Origin of the sequence: Pseudomonas beijingensis (assembly GCF_030687295.1) — a bacterium.
GTDB classification, from domain to species: domain Bacteria; phylum Pseudomonadota; class Gammaproteobacteria; order Pseudomonadales; family Pseudomonadaceae; genus Aquipseudomonas; species Aquipseudomonas beijingensis.
Genome location: NZ_CP117425.1, coordinates 2076038 through 2094000 on the forward strand (window position 1 = coordinate 2076038; position 17963 = coordinate 2094000).

The window sequence follows — 17963 nt, forward strand, 5'->3', positions numbered from 1 at the left end:
CAGGGCCGACAGGTCGGCCCCATACCTCTGTAAGCGGGCAAGTTGTCCTGCGCCCGCCACGGTGTGTGTTTACCGGGTTTAACTCATCCCCAACCAGTTAGGCAGCGCCAGCGAGATCCATGGCACGTAGGTAATCAGCACCAGGAACGCCAACAGGATCATCAACCACGGCATCGCCGCACGAATCGTGGCGGGCAGGGACATGCCGGTCACCGCCGAGGTGACGAACAGGTTCAGCCCCACCGGTGGCGTGATCAGGCCAATCTCCAGGTTGACCACCATGATGATGCCCAAGTGAATCGGGTCGATGCCCAGCTTCATGGCGATGGGGAACAGGATCGGCGCCAGGATCAGGATGATCGCCGAAGGCTCCATGAACGCGCCGGCAATCAGCAGCACGATGTTCACCACCAGCAGGAAGGTCACCGGCGTCAATCCGGCATCGATCACCCACGCGGTGATTTGCTGCGGCAGTTGCTCGGTGGTCAGCACATGGGCGAAGAGCATGGCGTTGGCGATGATGAACATCAGCATGATGCTCAGCTTGGCCGACTCCAGCAGCACCTTGGGTGTCTCGCGGAACGTAAGGTCCTTGTAGACGAACAGGGCAATGAACGCCGAATACACCGCCGCTACCGCCGCCGCTTCAGTGGGCGTGAACATCCCGGAATAAATCCCGCCGAGGATGATGAACATCAGCAACAGGCCCCAGATCGCCTGGCGTGCCGTGCTCAACCATTCCCGCAGCGTCGCCCGCGGCATTGCCGGCAGGTTTTTCTTCACGGCGACGATGTAGATCGCCACCATCAGGAAGAACCCCAACAGCAAGCCGGGAATCACACCGGCCATGAACAATTTGCCCACCGAGGTTTCGGTCGCCGCGGCATACACCACCATCACGATCGAGGGCGGAATCAGGATGCCCAGGGTCCCGGCGTTGCAGACGATGCCGGCGCCAAACGCCTGTGGATAACCCGAACGCACCATCCCGGCAATGGCAATGGAGCCGACCGCCGCCACTGTCGCGGGACTTGAACCCGACAACGCCGCAAACAGCATGCAGGCCAGCACCGCCGCAATTGCCAGGCCGCCACGGATATGGCCGACGCAGGCGTTGGCAAAATCGATCAACCGTCGCGCCACGCCGCCGGTGGTCATGAACGCACCGGCCAGCAGGAAGAACGGAATCGCCAGCAGCGTGTAATGCTCGGACGTTTCGAACAGCTTGATCGCCAGGGACCGAACCGAGTCGGGACTGAAGAAAATGATGGTCAACGATCCAGCCAGCCCCAACGAAATGGCGATGGGCACGCCGATGAACATCAGCACGAACAGTGCAATGAACAGGAAGGCAATGGTCATGGCTTGTCTTCCTCGTGTTCGGTCAATTTGATGGCTTCGGCCGCTTCATCGGCCAGGCCCAGGCCGGTCTGGCGATTCATCAGGATGCGCACGAGAATTTCCGCGAAACGAATGAACACCAGAGCGAACCCCACCGGCACGATCAGCCCGATATGCCATTGCATGATGCCGAAATGGCCAAGGTCCTCGGCGCCGATCTCGGCAATCATCAAGGTGTTGATCCACTCGAAACTCGCCACCGCCAGCAGCCCGGCGTAGGCGAGGCAGCACAGGCAGGCGATGACACCGATCAAGCGCTGCACCGGTTTGCTCGCCAGCTTCACCAGCGCATCGACGCCGATGTGCCCGGCCGTGCGCACGCCGTACGACAGGCCAAAGAAAATCAGCCAGCCAAACAGCGCCTTGGTCAGCGAACTACTCCAGGTCATTGCCTGGGCCATGCCCATGATGTTGTCGCCGATGGCGAACATCGGCTCGCTGGCGGCGGGCCAATGGTCGCCGAGGCTGTAGAAAACCGCATAGAGGTTATTGAGTACCACGTAGACGAACGTGACGAGCGTCATGGCGGCCAGAAGAAAGGCAATGAAACCTTCCTCGAAGTGTTCCCAGATGCGCCGGAGGGCGTTCATGGATGACATCTCCTGTGGGGGACGACAGGCCGATGCCGCCAGGGTGACGGCATCGGCCAACCAATCACTGGGCTTTGTTGGAGGCTTCGGCGGCTTTGATCAGGTCCGCGCCGATATCACCTTCGAACTTCTTCCACACCGGTTTCATCTTGTCGCGCCATTCGCCGCGTTCTTCTGGCGTCAGGGTGATGATCTCGGTGGTCTTGGCCTCGAGGATGCGTTGTTTGTCGTGCTCGTTCAGCTGCGCCGCCTCTTTGTTCACATGGGCCGTGACTTCCACCAGGATCTTGTCCAGTTCCGTGCGGATGTCCGGCGGCAGGCCGTTCCAGAACTTGGTGTTAGTGATCAGCATGTAGTCGAGCAAACCGTGGTTGGACTCGGTGATGTACTTTTGCACTTCATGCATTTTCTGGCTGTAGATGTTCGAGTACGGGTTTTCCGCACCGTTGACCACGCCGGTCTGCAAACCTTGGTACACCTCGGCGAAACTCATCTTGCGCGGGTTCGCGTTCACCGCCTTGAATTGTTCTTCCAGCACTGCAGAAGCCTGTACCCGGAACTTCAGGCCCCGGGCATCCTTGGGTTCACGCAACGGCTTGTTTGCCGACAACTGCTTCATACCATTGTGCCAATAGGCCAGGCCGGTAATGTTCTTGCTTTCCATGGACTTGAGCAGTTTCTGGCCTTCAGGGCTCAACTGGAAGCGATCCACAGCGGAAATGTCATCGAACAGAAACGGCAAGTCGAACAGCTGCACCGTCTTGGTGTACTGCTCGAACTTGGCCAGCGATGGCGCAATCATCTGCACGTCGCCCAATAGCAAGGCTTCCATCTCCTTACCGTCGCCGAACAAAGAAGAGTTGGGGTAGACCTCGACCTTCACTTTGCCTGGCAGCCGTTCTTCCACCAACTTCTTGAACAGCAGTGCGCCTTGGCCTTTGGGTGTTTGTTCGGCGACCACATGGGAGAACTTGATGACCACCGGATCTGCCGCCATGGCCGTGCTCATCGCACTAAGGGCCAATGTGCAAGCGAGCGCTTTCCAGATAGGTTTGAACATTAGGGGCTTTCCTCTTGTTTTTAGTATTTTCGTGCGGGCTCATTCAACATACAGCGCACGGCGGAACAATGATGAGTCTAGGCAGAAAAACAACTTGTCGGGGACGGTTAACGGGAAAAACCGTCATTCGGCTGTACCTCTCGACAGGTTGCGCTAGAGCCTTCCTTGCGTCGGGCTGAAACATCACAAACGGCTCATTTTTTAATGCTTTCAGTCAGCAACCGTGCCTGGGGCAGGAAACCATAAAGGAGCGGTGATGGCTACTGGCTTTCAATCTCGCGCCAGTGCTCGGTGAATCCATGGGGCGTGGCTGTGGATTGTGCTTTCACCACCGACCCCTGTGGGAGCGAGCTTGCTCGCGATGACGGCGGCCCAGCCAACATCACCGTCTCAGACAGGCCGCCTTCGCGAGCAAGCTCGCTCCCACAATTGCCCATCTCCTGGTCCGCGTCATCAGCCTTCAGGGCACTACCTCGTCTGCGGCAAGTGGTACCACCTCATGTTGCGTGGTATGACGACTTCTTAAAATTCCGCTCGCTGAAATACTCGCATCTCCGCAAAAGGTCTCCTGTATGTGTAGGTTTTATTGCGTTATGGGGTTGACAGTCCGCCAGTAACGTCAGAATAATCCATCACGTTGTATGACGACATACAAATAAACAATAACAACATTGGTGTTCCTCCCCTATGAGAATCACAGGCGTTCACGTCGAAGTTTTTTCCACTCCTTCGCGCCGTGCCCAGGACAGCGCCGGCCATGCCCATCCAGGCGATGAGGTCATGATCAAGATGGCTTTGCTGCGAATCGGTTGCGACGATGGCTCCGAGGGTTATGCCTTTGGTCCGCCTGAGTTGATTCGTCCGCACATCATTGAATCCTTCGTACGCAAAGTGCTGATCGGTCGCGATCCGATGGACCGCGAAAGCATCTGGCAAGACCTGGCGCACTGGCAGCGCGGCAGTGCCGGGCAGTTCACCGACCGGGCGCTGGCGCTGGTGGAACAAGCGTTGTGGGATCTGGCCGGGCGCACGCTTAAGTTGCCGGTGCATAAACTGATTGGTGGTTATCGCGACAAGGTCCCGGCGTACGGCTCGACGATGTGCGGCGACGATTTGCCGGGTGGGTTGTCGACGCCGGATGAGTACGCTCAATTTGCCGAAAAGCTGGTGCAGCGCGGCTACAAGGCCATCAAGTTGCACACTTGGATGCCGCCGATTTCCTTCGCGCCGAATCCACAAATGGACATCCAGGCCTGCGCCGCCGTGCGTGAGGCGGTGGGGCCGGACATCGCGCTGATGCTCGACGGTTATCACTGGTACAGCCGCATGGACGCGCTGACCATTGGCAAGGCGCTGCAAAAGCTGAATTTCGCCTGGTTCGAAGAGCCGATGATGGAAGACTCGGCGGAGTCTTATGCCTGGCTGGCCGCCAACCTGGACATCCCGGTGCTGGGCCCGGAGAGCATCGCTGGCAAGTTCCACAGTCGCGCCAGCTGGGTCACGCAGAAGTCTTGTGACATCCTGCGCGCCGGCGTGGCCGGGGTCGGGGGGATCGGGCCGTGCCTGAAGGTGGCGCACCTGGCGGAGTCGTTCGGCATGGATTGTGAAGTCCACGGCAATGGCGCGGCGAACCTGGCGGTGGTCGGGGCCATCAGCAATTGCCGTTGGTACGAGCGCGGCCTGCTGCACCCGTTCCTTGACTATGAAGAAATCCCGGCGCACCTCAACAGCATCGTCGACCCCATGGACGCCGACGGTTTTGTGCACCTGCCCGACCGGCCGGGCTTGGGCGAGGACATCAACTTCGCGTATATCGAGGCCAACACCTTGTCCCGACATTGAGCCTGTTCCACGCCTGGGGCCGATGACTGCCCGGGCGACAAGTCTTTATAAATATAAGAAAGGACTGAACCATGAATCTCTGGCCCAAGCGCCTGACCAGGCTGCTGTGTGTCATCGTGGCCCTGTGCGCAGTGCAGGTGCCCGTCAGCCTGGCCCAAGGCGAAACGCCCCCCGACCAATTGGTGGTGGGCATGAGCATGATCAATCTGCTGTCCCTGGACCCTGCCGCGGCGACGGGTCTGGAGGTTGCCGAAGTCAATGCCAATGTCTATGACATGCTCCTGGAGCAGGACGCGGCGCAGCCGGACACGCTGATTCCGGCTCTGGCGAAAACCTGGGACGTCAGCCCCGACCGCATGCGCCTGACCTTCCAATTGCGTGACGACGTACGTTTTCACTCCGGTGCGCCACTCACCGCCCAAGACGTCGCCTGGTCGTTGCAGCGCGTGGTCACCCTCAACCGCGCCCTGGCTTCCACTTGGAAAGCCTACGGTTTCACCGCCGACAACGTGGTCAAACTGATGCGCGCCGAAGGGCCGCACACTTTTGTCATGGAATTGCCACGGGTCACTGACCCGATGCTGGTGCTCAACACCCTGGCGACTTCACCCAGCGCCTTCATCATCGATCGCAGCGTCGCCTTGCAGCATCAGGTCGGCGACGATCAGGGCGCGGCGTGGCTGGCGACGCACACGGCTGGGTCCGGCGCGTTCAAGCTCGACATCTGGCGCGCCAACGATGTGATCCTGATGAGTCGCAATGACGACTATTGGCGCGGCGCGGCGAAGTTGCGCCGGGTGATCATGCGCAACATGACCGAGTCCCAGGCCCTGCGCCTGATGGTCGAGCGCGGCGACCTGGACGTTGCCCGCGGCATGGCCGCAACTGACATCCAGGCGTTGGGGAAGGTCGATGAAGTGCGCATCCAGAGCATCGCCCGCGGCACGCTGTACTACGTGGCGATGAGCATGCAGCAACCGTTGTTCCAGGACATCCGCGTGCGCCAGGCCATCCGCCTGCTGATCGACTACCAGGGCATCAATGACGTGGTCATGCCGCACTACGGCGTGATCAATCAGCGGCCCTTGCAGTTGGGCCTGCCGGCACGCCTGGACGACCCGGGCTATCGCCTGGACGTGGCCGAGGCCAAGCGTCTGTTGGCTGCGGCCGGACATGCCGAAGGCTTCAAGGTGACCATTCGTTCGCTGACCGATCCGCCGTTCATCAACATCGCCACCAGCCTGCAAGCGACGCTGGCCCAGGCGGGGATCCAGGCGACGATCATCACCGGCACCGGCAACCAGATCTATGGCGCGATGCGCGACCGCCAGTTCGACATCCTCGTCGGTCGTGGCGGCGGCGGGGCGGAGCGTCATCCGCATTCGAGTCTGCGGGCCCTGGTGTACAACCCGGACAACCGCACCGAAGCCAAGCTGAGCAATTTCCAGGGCTGGCGCACCTCGTTCTTCAACCCGCAGCTCAACCAGTTGATCGAGCAAGCCGAGCGTGAGCGGGACCCCGAGCGCCAGCGCGAAATCTACGCCCAGATCCAGACCCTCTACGACCAACAGGTCGGGGCGATCATGCCGGTCTCACAGATGGTGGACGAAGTGGTGATCCACGCGGATGTGCGCAATTACATCGGCCACACCGCCGCCACCACGCGTCTTCGGGACGTCTACAAGCAGCGCTGAAATCGACGGCCACAGGGCCAAGGCAGGAAAGAACATGTCGACTGCATCCTTTTCAATCTGGACCACCCGGGCCGCTTCAGCGACCCGGCGCGGCGGCTCGGTGGCGGTGACGCTGCTGGGGTTGCTGCTGCTGACCTTTTTCATCGGGCGAGTGATGCCCCTGGACCCGGTGCTGGCCATCGTCGGCCCGGACGCCGATGCCTCGGCCTACGCCCAGGTGTACAAAGAGCTGGGCCTGGACAAGCCGTTGTGGACCCAATTCGCGATCTACCTTGGCGATCTGCTGCACGGTGACTTCGGCATGGCCTTGCTGACCGGCAACCCGGTCATCACCGACATCGCCCGGGTCTTCCCGGCCACCTTGGAACTGGCCACCCTGGCCATTCTGTTCGGCGTATTGGCGGGCTTGCCGCTGGGTGTCTACGCGGCAACGCATCAGGGCCGTGCCGGTGATCATGTCGCACGACTGATCACGCTGTTCGGTTACTCCACGCCGATTTTCTGGATCGGCATGATGGCCTTCCTGGTGTTCTACGCCTGGCTGGGCTGGGCCGGCGGCGTCGGGCGCATCGGCCTGGCCTATGACGGGTTGATCCCGAAACACACCGGACTGTTGTTGATCGACACCGCCTGGTCTGGCGAGTGGGAGGCCTTTCGCAGCGCACTGCGGCACATCCTGTTGCCGGCGGTGATCCTCAGCTTCAACTCGGTCGCCTACATCAGCCGCATGACCCGCAGCTTCATGCTCGAACAACTGTCCCAGGAGTACATCATCACCGCCCGGGTCAAGGGTTTGTCCCAGCGTCGCATCGTCTGGGGTCATGCCTTCGGCAACATCCGCGTGCAGCTGTTGACCATCGTCGCGCTGGCCTACGGCGGCCTGTTGGAAGGCGCGGTGCTGATCGAAACCGTGTTCGCCTGGCCGGGCTTCGGCCAGTACCTGACCAGCAGTCTGTTGCTCGGCGACATGAATGCGGTGATGGCCTGCGTGCTGCTGATCGGCCTCATCTTCGTGACGCTGAACCTGATCAGCGATGCGCTGTACAAGATCTTCGACCCGAGGACTCGCTAATGAACCTGCCCCTTGCTTCCAGCGCCCCTGGCAACGCCGCGTTGCCGGCTTCCAGTACGGCGGCGATGGTCGCCAGCATCTTGCGCCTGTTGCGTTTTTTGCTGCGCAACCCTATGACCTTCGCCGGCCTGATCGTCGTCGCGACCCTGATGCTGGTCGCCGTCTTCGCGCCCTGGATCGCCGGCCACGATCCGCTGTTGCAGAACCTCGCCGGCGCGTTGCAGGCACCCAGCAGTGCGCACTGGTTCGGCACTGACGAGTACGGTCGCGATGTGTTCGCGCGGCTGGTGTATGGCTCGCGCATCACCCTGTACATCGTCTTGCTGGTGACGGTGATCGTCGGCCCCATCGGCCTGTTGGTCGGCACGGTGTCCGGTTACTTCGGCGGCTGGGTCGACAGCCTGTTCATGCGCATCACCGACATCTTCATTTCGTTCCCCAGCCTGGTCCTGGCACTGGCCTTCATCGCCGCCCTCGGCCCGGGACTGGAGCATGCAGTGATCGCCATCGCCCTCACGGCCTGGCCGCCGATTGCCCGGCTTGCCCGCGCCGAAACACTGCCGCTGCGCAACGCTGATTTCGTCGTTGCGGTGCAGCTTCAGGGCGCGTCGAGCACCCGGATCATCCTGCGCCACATCATCCCCATGTGCCTGTCGTCGGTGATCATCCGCCTGACCATGAACATGGCGAGCATCATCCTCACCGCCGCCGCCCTAGGCTTTCTCGGCCTCGGCGCCCAGGCACCGTTGCCGGAGTGGGGCGCGATGATTTCCACCGGGCGACGCTACATGCTCGAAAGCTGGTGGCTGGTGGCGGCGCCCGGTGCGGCGATCATGCTGGTCAGCCTGGCGTTCAACCTGTTGGGCGACGGTTTGCGTGACGTCCTCGACCCCCGCAGCCAATCCTGAGGAACAGGCCATGACTGAGATAAAACTTACGGTACAGGATTTGTGCGTGGAATTTCGCAACGCCGGCAAAACCTCCCAGGCGGTGCGTGATGTGTCGTTCACGTTGGGGCGGGAAAAACTCGCCATTGTCGGTGAGTCCGGCTCGGGCAAATCCACTGTTGGCCGCAGCCTTTTACGCCTGCATCCACCGACGGCGCGGGTCACCGCCAAGACGTTGCGCTTCGCCGATATCGACCTGTTGGCCGCCAGCGAAAAGCAGATCCAGGCGATTCGTGGCGCGCGCATGTCGATGATCATGCAAGACCCCAAATACTCGCTGAACCCGGTGGTGCGGGTCGGCGAGCAAATCGCCGAGGCCTACCTGGCCCATCACAAGGTGCCCCATCGCGAAGCCCGCGAACGGGCCCTGGACATGCTCGCCAAGGTGCACATTCGCGATCCTCGGCGGGTCTATGACTTGTACCCCCACGAGGTCTCGGGCGGCATGGGCCAGCGGATCATGATCGCCATGATGGTGATCACCGATCCCCAGGTGATCATCGCCGACGAACCCACTTCGGCGCTGGACGTGTCGGTGCGCCGGCAGGTGCTCAATGTGCTGGAAGAGTTGGTCAGCGAGCGTGACCTGGGGCTGATTTTCATCAGTCACGACCTGAACCTGGTGCGGCATTTCTGTGATCGCGTGCTGGTGATGTATGCCGGGCGCGTGGTCGAGTCGATTGTTGCCGCCGATCTGGACCGCGCCACCCACCCCTATACCCAAGGCCTGTTGGCCGCATTGCCGAGCTTGGATCATCGACGCACCACCTTGCCGGTGCTGCAGCGTGACCCACAGTGGTTGAATGCTTGAGGAGCCTGTCATGAGCATGATTGAAATCGCCGGCCTGAACCTCAGTTTCGGCACCGGCGCGGCACTTAATGCGGTATTGCACGACGTCGATTTGCGCGTTGCCGAAGGCGAGGCATTCGGCCTGGTGGGGGAGTCCGGTTCGGGCAAGACCACCGTTCTGCGCTGCCTGGCCGGGCAGTACCAGCATTGGAGCGGACAACTGCGGGTCGCCGGCCAGGCCGTGACGCGAAACCTGCCGTTGAACCACTACCGCACCGTGCAGATGGTGTTCCAGGACCCGTATGCCTCGTTGCATCCGCGCTACACCATTGATGCCGCGTTGCAGGAGCCGCTGCGCATCCATGGCATCGATGGGCGCGCGCAGAAGGTCAGCGAGATCCTGCGCAAGGTCGGCTTGAACGACAGCTTTCGCTTCCGTTATCCGCACCAGTTGTCCGGTGGCCAGCGCCAACGCGTGGCGATTGCCCGCGCGCTGATCCTGCGTCCCCGGGTGTTGTTGCTGGACGAGCCGACCTCGGCGCTGGACGTCTCGGTGCAGGCGGAAATCCTCAACCTGCTGGCCGACTTGCGCCGCCAGGAAGGGTTGACCTACCTGATGGTCACTCACGACCTGGCGGTGGTGGCGCATCTGTGTGATCGGCTGGCGGTGATGCAGCAGGGCAGGGTGGTGGAGACGCTCGACACCCATCTCTTGGCAAATGATGGCGCGAGCCATGCGTACACCCGTTTGCTGGTGCAAGCCAGTCGGGACATACAGCGAATACCTATCGCTGTTTGAGGTAACTGATTCGTTGCACGTGTTTTAACCCGCAGAAGACGTTGAACCGCAGGTTTCAATGCCGCGCACGCGCTCGCCTGTGATTTGGCGTTCAACCCAACTAACCATTTAACTAACAAGAATAAAAAACATGAAAAAGACACTCGTCGTGTTGTCCCTCGCTTCCTTGTTCACTTCAGTCGTTGCCATGGCCGATACCGGTTATATCAACGTACGCCATCAATATGCGGAAAAAACCCGCATGCACGCCGACCGTGCCAAGTTTGGTATTCGGCTGGATAACGGCGTGGGTCTGGAAGGTGAACTCAAATACAAGACCGCCGGTGACCGGCAAGACGTCGCCTTCGACAACACCGTCGGCAGCGGTCATGAATTTACCGTCAACTACCAGCACAAGCTCAATGACCGCTGGACGCTGACGCCTTCGTTGGCCCTGGACAGCGATGAGGAGTCCACCACCTACAAAATGGGCCTGCGCCTGGGTTACCGCGTGACCAAGGAGCTGAGCATTGCCGGTCGCTACCGTTTTGATTCAGCCAAGCTGGACCGCGACCAGATCGACCGTGACGTGCCGGATAATGGGCAGGACGATCAGAAGGTCAACCGTTACGATGTTTATATCAACTATGGCCCTCAAGGACCCTGGGCCTATGAATATCAATTGACTTACTTCGATGCCGACTACATTCGCTATAACGGCGGCACCGACGACTATGAACAGAATGCCGTGGTCAAATACCAGTGGGATAAACGCTGGGCGCCGTTCTTTGAAGTCGGTGATATTAAAGTCAATTCGGTCGACAGTGATCGCCAGTTGCGGCTGCGGGTCGGTGTTAAATACAGCTTCTTCTAAGTTGTGTGAACACTGGGATCAAAAACTGTGGGAGCGAGCTTGCTCGCGATAGCGGTCTGCCTGTGCCGATGATGTTGGATGTATCGCCGTCATCGCGAGCAAGCTCGGCTCCCACAGAAGCAGTGCGGGTTATTCGTTGTAGAACGCCTGCCGTTGTTGGGTTTCACACAGGCGCATGCGGCTATTGCTCAAATGCAAGTACATGGCCGCCCGCGCCGCGTCGACATTGCCGCTGGCGATGGCGTCGAAGATCTGCTGGTGTTCGGCGTTGATCCCCTGAAGGTAAGCACTGCGGTCACTTTGCCCGGAATAGGCGGAGTTCATGCGCGTACGCGGGATCAGCTTCGTGCCCAGGTGCTTCATGATGTCGATCAGGTAGTAATTGCCGGCGGCCTTGGCGATTTTCAGATGGAACTGGAAATCGGCATTGATGGTGGTACCGGATTTTTCCGGCCCTTGCAGCAACGCCCCCAGCGCCTGGGCCAATTCGGCCAGCGCTTCAGGCGTTGCGCGCTCGGCGGCCATGCCGGCGGCCTGGACTTCCAGGCTCAGGCGAAATTCCAGCAGGTTGAGCACATCCGACAACGTGGCAATCGTCGCCGGCCCCAAGGTGAAGCCCTCCGGCGCCGGCATGTCGAGGACAAAGGTGCCGACGCCATGCCGCGTCTCCACCAGCCCTGCCGCCTGCAAGCGCGACAGCGCCTCACGCACCACCGAACGACTGACGCCTTCGGCCTCCATGATATGCACTTCGGTAGGCAGCTTTTCGCCGCGCTTGAGGATGCCGTCGCGCATGCGCTGGGCAAAGCGGTCGACCAGGGTTTCGGCGAGGCGGCGCGGCTTGTTCAGTGGAGATAACGCTTGATCCGTCATCGGCGTGCTCTAGTGTGATCAGCGGGCATTATAGTGAGTTTTGGCGCAAGGTCGCGGCTATAATGCCGCGATCGTCTGGCTTTAATGGATAGGTGCAATGGACCGTGTCACACCCGATCGACGCCTGAGCATGACCCAGCAACTGGTGGTCGACCTGACGCAACAGATACTGGCCGGCGAACTGCCCGCGGGCAGCAAGTTACCCACCGAACAGGTGATCATCAAGGAACGCGGCGTCAGTCGAACTGTGGTCCGCGAAGCCATGTCGCGGCTCCAGGCAGAAGGTTTGGTGGAAACCCGTCACGGCATCGGCACCTTCGTGGTGGACACCGCGCGCCCGGGGGATTTCCAGGGCAGCAAACACGTCAAGGGCGGCGCCTACGATGCGCTGGCCGTCATCGAACTGCGCCTGAGCCTGGAAGTGGAAGCCGCCGGCATCGCCGCACAACGCGCCACGCCGGAGCAATTGCAGGCGATGCGTGAAGCGCTCGACGCGGCGAATGCTTTTGATACGACGGATGAAGAAAGCGCCCGGGTCGATTTCGACTTTCATCGGCAGATCGCCCAGTGCACCGGCAACAGCTTTTTCATCGACGCCATGGGCCATGTGGGCAATACGTTGATCGCGGTAGTGCAACAGGCCGGGCCCGCGGTGACGGGTGAAAATCGGACATTGGTGGTGCGTGAGCGGGAGCAGATCTATGCCGCATTGGCGCGGCATGATGCGCAAGCGGCGCGGGCGTCGATGCGGTTGCATTTGATCAATATGCAGCAGCGGGTTCGGGGTGTGGTCGAGTCGACCGCGCAATAACCTCCACCGCAGAACACTGTGGGAGCGAGCCTGCTCGCGATAGCGGCGGATCAGCCAACATTAGTGCAGCTGACACACCGCCATCGCGAGCAAGCTCGCTCCCACAGTTTTTGATCTTGGGTGTTTGCAAATGCTGCGCCCACCACCGCCCTCTGTGGGAGCGAGCTTGCTCGCGATGACGTCGGTACAGTCGGGTGAAGTGTTCCTGCTAGTTGCGCTTCCAGCACTCCGCAAACCTTGCACATACCCCATAACGCTCATCCATCTGCGCCATCCTTTCCAGGTGATGCTGTACCGCTTCGACCGTTACCCCATTCCCGATCCGGAAGTACTCCACCATCATCGCGACGTCCAGATCGATCTCGGCTTTCTCCGGCTTGGCATTGGCGGTTTTGGGCAACGCCCATTGTTCCAACTGCTCATCCTTCAACTGCCGCAAACGCGTCTGGTATTCGTCCTTGAAGCGTTCCATCGAGCGCGCCTTGTTCTGCGCCATGTCATCGCCAAATGTCTTCAGGTTTTCCCGGTACAGCGTCCAGTAGTCAGGCGGCAGGTCGAAGCCGAGCTTGGCCTTGCGTTCGCTGATCAGGGTGTCCAGCTTCTCTGGCGAATAAGACTCGACTTTTTCCTTGGCCGGATCCGTCTTCACCGTGACGACGAGGCTTTTATCGATGACCCGGCTCATCAGCTCCAGGCGATGGGGCGTGTCCGGGTAGGTCTTGGGGAACAGCGCATTGCGACCGGCGCAGGCGGGAAAGTCTTTTTTCAGGATCGAGATCGGTGTGCGCACGTCCTTGCCGTCCACCCGTTGCAAGCGTTGCAACTGAGTCAGGCAGAAGTTCTTCTCGGACTTGAACGTCACCTCGTATTCGGCATTGGCCTCGGGCGTAAAGTTGAAACCCTTGCCGCACACGGCATAACCGCTGTTCATGTTGGTGCGCAGGTGAATCTGCTCACCGGGCTTGAGCTTGACCTCCAAATAACCCCTGGCATCCTTGGGTGCCGGAACGCTCATCCCCACGCGCCGCGCGGTATCGCTCAGCAGCATATTATTGAGAATGCCCGTGGTTTGCCCGTCGCAATGGGCGGCATCGAAATAATCCAGCGTGGCGTTGCTGGTATTGGCGACGAACCGCAACTTGGCGGCGTCCGGTTCGATGGCGTCGGGGTAACTGCCGTTGACGCTGCAACCGCCGAGCAATACGAACAACGCGGATAATGCTAACAACGGGGCAGGACAACGAGGCAGGGCGAGCATAGGTCATCCTTGAAGGATCGATAAAGTTGACGAATGCTACTGAAGTGCCACTATTGCGTCCATCACCTGTCGCTGGGCTGTAGGCAATACCCTCTTCTTCTTGACAAGGACTTACCGATGATCGACTTCAACAACAAAGGCTTCTTCAAGCTCAAGCAAAACGACGAATATGCTGAGCGCGTCACGGCCCTGCTGCTGGACGGTGAACAGGTCATCGACGCTTATAAATCCATGCGCGACGGGGTGGTCTTTACCAACAAACGCATCATCGCGGTGAACGTGCAAGGCATCACCGGCAGCAAAAAAGATTTTACTTCCTTGCCCTACAAAAACATCGTCGCCTACTCAGTCGAAACCTCCGGCACTTTCGACCTGGACTCTGAACTGGAGATCTACTTTTCATCCCTGGGCAAAGTGAAATTCGAATTCACCGGCAAGACCGGCATTGTGGAAATCTCCAAGGTGATCTCCAAACACCTCCTGGCCTGATCGGCAAACTCAGTGTCCACCGCCGACCCCCTGTGGGAGCGGGCTTGCTCGCGAAGGCTATGGCACATTCAATATCACCGGCCCAGGCGAACCGCTTTCGCGAGCAAGCCCGCTCCCACAGGGGCCGCAGCCGCCAGTTGCAGCTCAGGGTTCCAGCGCCGGCCCCTTCAACTCGATCTGATTACCGTCCGGATCGAAGCAGTAAATCGACCAACCCTTGCCCTCCGCGCCATAGCGCATCTGCGCCTTCTCAACGGTCAGGCCGGCTGAGGCCAAATGCGCGAGGAGGGCCGGTTCATCAAACGGCTCGATACGCAGGCAGAGGTGATCGACATTGTGCCCCTGCTTACCAGCCGCCGGTCCGCCCTGGCGACCGAGAGGCCCGTCGACAGCCACCAGATCGATCATCGACACACCAGTACCCAGGTGCACCATGCCCAGATCGTCCCGGCGCTTCGTGAGTTCGCAACCGAGCACCGAGGTATAAAAAGCCAGGCTGCGCTCGATGTCTTTTACGCGCAGGACGATGTGGTCAATACGTTGAATCGTGAAGTTCTTCATACAGGCCTCAGGTGCTCAGTGATGGACGCTACGGGTTACTTCACCTTAGCGATTCATGCTGGAATGTCATCGCAACAAAAAATTCCCTGTGGTAGCGAGCTTGCTCGCGATGACGTCATTTTAGCCACCCCCAATATCCGGACACGCCACCTCATGATGAAATGGTTCAAGACCCTCACCCGCACGGATGCCATTGCCACACTGGCCCTGATTGTCTCCATCGCCTCCGCTTACTTCAGCTACCAGCAATACCAGGACAGCGTCGCCAGCCGCAGAACGCCGATCATCATCCGAGTCGGCGCAGAACACAGCAAAGTGTCGTTCTACAAGGCCTATAAAGATGATCAGAACGTACTCTTCAAACAGCGCTACAAAATCATCCTCACCAACAACAGTTTCAACCCGGAAAGTGTCATCGATTGGCGCCTATGGGAGCGCAGGGAAAATGGCGGCGGGGAGTACGCCGGGATGAAATTCAAGTTGCTGGATTCGACGGGCATCCCCATGACCTTCCCGTTCTTGATCGCCGCGAAAGAAAGCAAAGTGGTCTTCCTGGATGTCGGCCAGAAGGTCACGCCAGAGGCATGGGCAATGGTGGAGCAAAGCGTGAGCCTCGATAAGGAGATGGACTGGTTTAAAGCAGACAAGGTTTTTACCGACGCAGGCTATCCGCTGTTCGGTCAACTCACGCCCGGGAAAAGCTCCAGGTATCAAGACCTGCAAGTCAACCGCTGGCTGGCCGGCCCTGCCTATCAGGAGTTTCAATTGAATTTCAGCAAGGCCGACGGGCAAGAAGTGGCGGCGCAGTTGTCGTTGAATGTCAGTGATGTTTATCCACAGGGCGAGGCGCAGCGGTAGTTAAAGTATCGCGCTAAGGCCTCTAGATAGACCTTAAAACAATATTTCCACACGCTATCAATGAAGCTGATAGCGTGCGGAAAACCTGATTCATTCGAGGCTGAAGGCTTCTTGAATGGTCTTGATCAAACGGTCGCCGTCCACACCTTTGTAAGCTTGTGGGTTTGACGCGAGCTCAACCGGTACCTGAGCAAGAAACGCCTTCAAATCGAGCGCCAATCGCTCCGGTAGCTGGGCCATTCCCTCAGTAAGGCCGACAGCCAGTACGATCACATCCCTGAAGTGCTTTTTGATATCGCGACTGTCCACGGCAATGCCTTGTTCAAGCTGCGCCTTCTTGTTAAGCCATGCATGGGCTTTGAGCGGAACAAGCCGATCAGCACCGATGTGGCTGATCTCCTGGGTGTGGTCGACGCCGGCGAGGAGAAAAGCGTAGTACTCATCATCCAGGATAATCGCAGACAGGCTGGCGGCTTGCTCTTCCACAGGAATCCTGGTCATTCGGGCTGCTTCTTCGTGCTCCAGGCCATCCGGGACGCGGGAAAACAACTCCACCTGAACGGGAAAGGATTTGTCCTCAGGATTCTGAAAACGGTAGAAAACCGGGGAGGCCCCATCGCCTTCTCCGTTCTGGCGAATGGCATAGCCTCCGTCCTTGATGAACTTCCAGAACTGCCCGACGAACGCACGATCAAGTGCCTCGACGACCAGGACGATGTCCAGATCCTTGGTCAGTCGAAATGCTTCACCCAGTTCCTCCATGGCAATCGAAGCGGCCACCCCGCCGATCAGCACGTAACTGCCTTGGAAGTCCTTGAAATACTCTCGAAACCGGTCGACACCCACTACCATTTCACGTTCTCCATCATTTCATCGAGGCACATTTGCACGCGTTCGTCATGGTCATCCTTGAGGCTCAGATAGAGGGAGAAAGGGTCTACCGTCTCCATGGCGATGTTGCTGCGCAGTGGTTCATAACTCCAAAACTGAATACAGCACGCCGCATGATTTTGCGGCACTTCCAGGTAGGGCGTCGTGCTCTCGAGTTTCGACTTGGCCGTCTTTGACGGTGAGCTCCAAGCGCCGAACGCTTCCCCGTAGGCCGCAGTCGTTTCCGACTGAGCGCGGGCTCGAATCTGATCGAACTGCGCCGGCGTCATTGCGACGCAAGGGACTTTTGGGCTGGCAAGAAGGCTCATCTCTGCCAAGGCCGTTTCTCCCGCCAGCAACATTGGCGTATCAAACGCCTCCGGAATTGCGTTCAGCCAGAGTGTTTTTTTGACCGGGGTGCGCATGACCTCTTTTGCTCTTTCCCAGGTTTCCTTGGGCGATAAAGGAAAGATGATCGCGGCTTCGCCCAGTTCCTTTCCAGGCTTAACAATGTCCAAGTCGGTCAGTTCCTTGATCGCCCGGGTGACGGTCATTTTTGCGTAGGAGAAGGACTGCTCGAAGGCCGCACGAGTGACCAATAGCGGGTGATGCCATCCCTTGATCAGGTATTGAATCAGCATGGCTTGGGTGGCGGGGCTCAGGACCTGGGGTTTTTCCAGGCGCTGACGGTAGTATTCACGCAAATCCATGCCAAAGGCCGGCAGAAAAAGTTGATTGCCTGGCACGATGAACTGGACGCCTTTCTCCACCAGTCGCTTGCGGTCATAACTGGGGAGCGTGTCGGTGACAAAAATCATCAGGTCGCCGGTCTCGGGCAACTTGTTGTATGCCTGGAAGTTGTGGATGGCTTGGATATGCTTGGCGACATCCGCAACGCTGGCTTCGCGCTGCGGACGTTCCTTCAAGATAAGGCACTGGGCGTTGAAGATATTCGTGAGGAAAAACTCGTATCGGTCACGCAGCGCATACGGAAGAATCTTGACGTTTTCCCATGGCTTCAGGCGCAGCTTCAGGCCAAGCACGCTTTCTACATAGACTTTGAGCTCGATCAGATCAAGTCTTTCCGGGAAATCATGGCCTTGGCGGGTAACTGTCATGGTGTTTCTTCCGTATCACGATTTCAGCACGGTATCAGAGGTTGTGATAGCGTGCAAAATTCGTGATATTTTCCATG

18 protein-coding genes are annotated in these 17963 nt (G+C 59.2%); 10 read left to right on the forward strand and 8 right to left on the reverse strand.

Going from position 1 to position 17963, the window contains the following annotated elements; translation table 11 throughout:
- Positions 1-78: 78 nt before the first annotated feature.
- From dctM to dctP, 3 genes are all read right to left on the reverse strand, one after another.
- The gene (gene dctM, locus PSH84_RS09315; RefSeq protein ID WP_122568853.1) at positions 79-1362 is read right to left on the reverse strand and encodes a C4-dicarboxylate TRAP transporter large permease protein DctM; all 1284 of its coding nucleotides are present in this window, start codon (positions 1360-1362) and stop codon (positions 79-81) included.
- Entirely contained in the window at positions 1359-1991 is a 633-nt protein-coding gene (locus PSH84_RS09320) for a TRAP transporter small permease (protein ID WP_053118531.1), read from the reverse strand. The genes dctM and PSH84_RS09320 overlap by 4 nt, the downstream gene beginning before the upstream one ends.
- Before the next feature lie 64 nt (positions 1992-2055).
- A complete protein-coding gene (dctP, locus tag PSH84_RS09325; protein WP_122568851.1) occupies positions 2056-3051 on the reverse strand; it encodes a C4-dicarboxylate TRAP substrate-binding protein DctP in 996 nt (331 codons plus the stop codon).
- A 687-nt stretch (positions 3052-3738) separates the two neighbouring features.
- On the opposite strand from dctP, the gene PSH84_RS09330 reads away from it, so the two are divergent.
- The 7 genes from PSH84_RS09330 to PSH84_RS09360 all read left to right on the forward strand — a co-directional run bounded on the left by PSH84_RS09330 (position 3739) and on the right by PSH84_RS09360 (position 11048).
- Complete coding sequence (locus PSH84_RS09330; protein WP_305469775.1) at positions 3739-4893, forward strand: mandelate racemase family protein; 1155 nt, start codon at positions 3739-3741, stop codon at positions 4891-4893.
- Between the two features lie 71 nt (positions 4894-4964).
- A complete protein-coding gene (locus PSH84_RS09335; protein ID WP_305482691.1) occupies positions 4965-6587 on the forward strand; it encodes an ABC transporter substrate-binding protein in 1623 nt (540 codons plus the stop codon).
- A gap of 34 nt (positions 6588-6621) precedes the next feature.
- The gene (locus PSH84_RS09340; RefSeq protein WP_018614070.1) at positions 6622-7659 is read left to right on the forward strand and encodes an ABC transporter permease; all 1038 of its coding nucleotides are present in this window, start codon (positions 6622-6624) and stop codon (positions 7657-7659) included.
- Positions 7659-8567: an ABC transporter permease gene (locus PSH84_RS09345; protein WP_305482693.1), complete on the forward strand. Its 909-nt coding sequence runs from the start codon at positions 7659-7661 to the stop codon at positions 8565-8567. The genes PSH84_RS09340 and PSH84_RS09345 overlap by 1 nt, the downstream gene beginning before the upstream one ends.
- Before the next feature lie 10 nt (positions 8568-8577).
- The gene (locus PSH84_RS09350) at positions 8578-9417 is read left to right on the forward strand and encodes an ABC transporter ATP-binding protein (protein ID WP_305482695.1); all 840 of its coding nucleotides are present in this window, start codon (positions 8578-8580) and stop codon (positions 9415-9417) included.
- 10 nt (positions 9418-9427) lie between these two features.
- Positions 9428-10195, forward strand: a complete 768-nt coding sequence (locus tag PSH84_RS09355; protein ID WP_305482697.1) for an ABC transporter ATP-binding protein — start codon at positions 9428-9430, stop codon at positions 10193-10195.
- A 130-nt stretch (positions 10196-10325) separates the two neighbouring features.
- Positions 10326-11048 carry an oligogalacturonate-specific porin KdgM family protein gene (locus PSH84_RS09360; RefSeq protein ID WP_305482698.1) on the forward strand — a complete coding sequence of 241 codons (723 nt, stop codon included), beginning with the start codon at positions 10326-10328 and terminating at the stop codon, positions 11046-11048.
- Between the two features lie 129 nt (positions 11049-11177).
- On the opposite strand, the gene PSH84_RS09365 is transcribed toward PSH84_RS09360, so the two are convergent.
- Entirely contained in the window at positions 11178-11921 is a 744-nt protein-coding gene (locus PSH84_RS09365) for a FadR/GntR family transcriptional regulator (RefSeq protein WP_305482700.1), read from the reverse strand.
- A 97-nt stretch (positions 11922-12018) separates the two neighbouring features.
- On the opposite strand from PSH84_RS09365, the gene PSH84_RS09370 reads away from it, so the two are divergent.
- Positions 12019-12732, forward strand: a complete 714-nt coding sequence (locus PSH84_RS09370) for a FadR/GntR family transcriptional regulator (protein ID WP_305469781.1) — start codon at positions 12019-12021, stop codon at positions 12730-12732.
- Between the two features lie 208 nt (positions 12733-12940).
- Here PSH84_RS09370 and PSH84_RS09375 read toward each other — a convergent pair whose 3' ends face one another.
- Positions 12941-13990, reverse strand: a complete 1050-nt coding sequence (locus PSH84_RS09375; RefSeq protein WP_305469783.1) for a hypothetical protein — start codon at positions 13988-13990, stop codon at positions 12941-12943.
- A 117-nt stretch (positions 13991-14107) separates the two neighbouring features.
- On the opposite strand from PSH84_RS09375, the gene PSH84_RS09380 reads away from it, so the two are divergent.
- A complete protein-coding gene (locus PSH84_RS09380; RefSeq protein ID WP_024777581.1) occupies positions 14108-14479 on the forward strand; it encodes a PH domain-containing protein in 372 nt (123 codons plus the stop codon).
- Between the two features lie 144 nt (positions 14480-14623).
- Here the strand turns inward: PSH84_RS09380 and PSH84_RS09385 are convergent, their stop codons facing one another.
- On the reverse strand, positions 14624-15040 hold the full coding sequence (locus PSH84_RS09385) for a VOC family protein (RefSeq protein WP_305469786.1): 417 nt from the start codon (positions 15038-15040) through the stop codon (positions 14624-14626).
- A gap of 21 nt (positions 15041-15061) precedes the next feature.
- Between PSH84_RS09385 and PSH84_RS09390 the strand changes: the two genes are divergently transcribed.
- Positions 15062-15898: a hypothetical protein gene (locus PSH84_RS09390; RefSeq protein ID WP_305469787.1), complete on the forward strand. Its 837-nt coding sequence runs from the start codon at positions 15062-15064 to the stop codon at positions 15896-15898.
- A 90-nt stretch (positions 15899-15988) separates the two neighbouring features.
- Here the strand turns inward: PSH84_RS09390 and PSH84_RS09395 are convergent, their stop codons facing one another.
- The gene (locus PSH84_RS09395) at positions 15989-16750 is read right to left on the reverse strand and encodes a hypothetical protein (protein ID WP_305469788.1); all 762 of its coding nucleotides are present in this window, start codon (positions 16748-16750) and stop codon (positions 15989-15991) included.
- Positions 16744-17886, reverse strand: coding sequence for a hypothetical protein (locus tag PSH84_RS09400; RefSeq protein ID WP_305482702.1), 1143 nt, complete (start codon positions 17884-17886; stop codon positions 16744-16746). The genes PSH84_RS09395 and PSH84_RS09400 overlap by 7 nt, the downstream gene beginning before the upstream one ends.
- Positions 17887-17963: the final 77 nt, after the last annotated feature.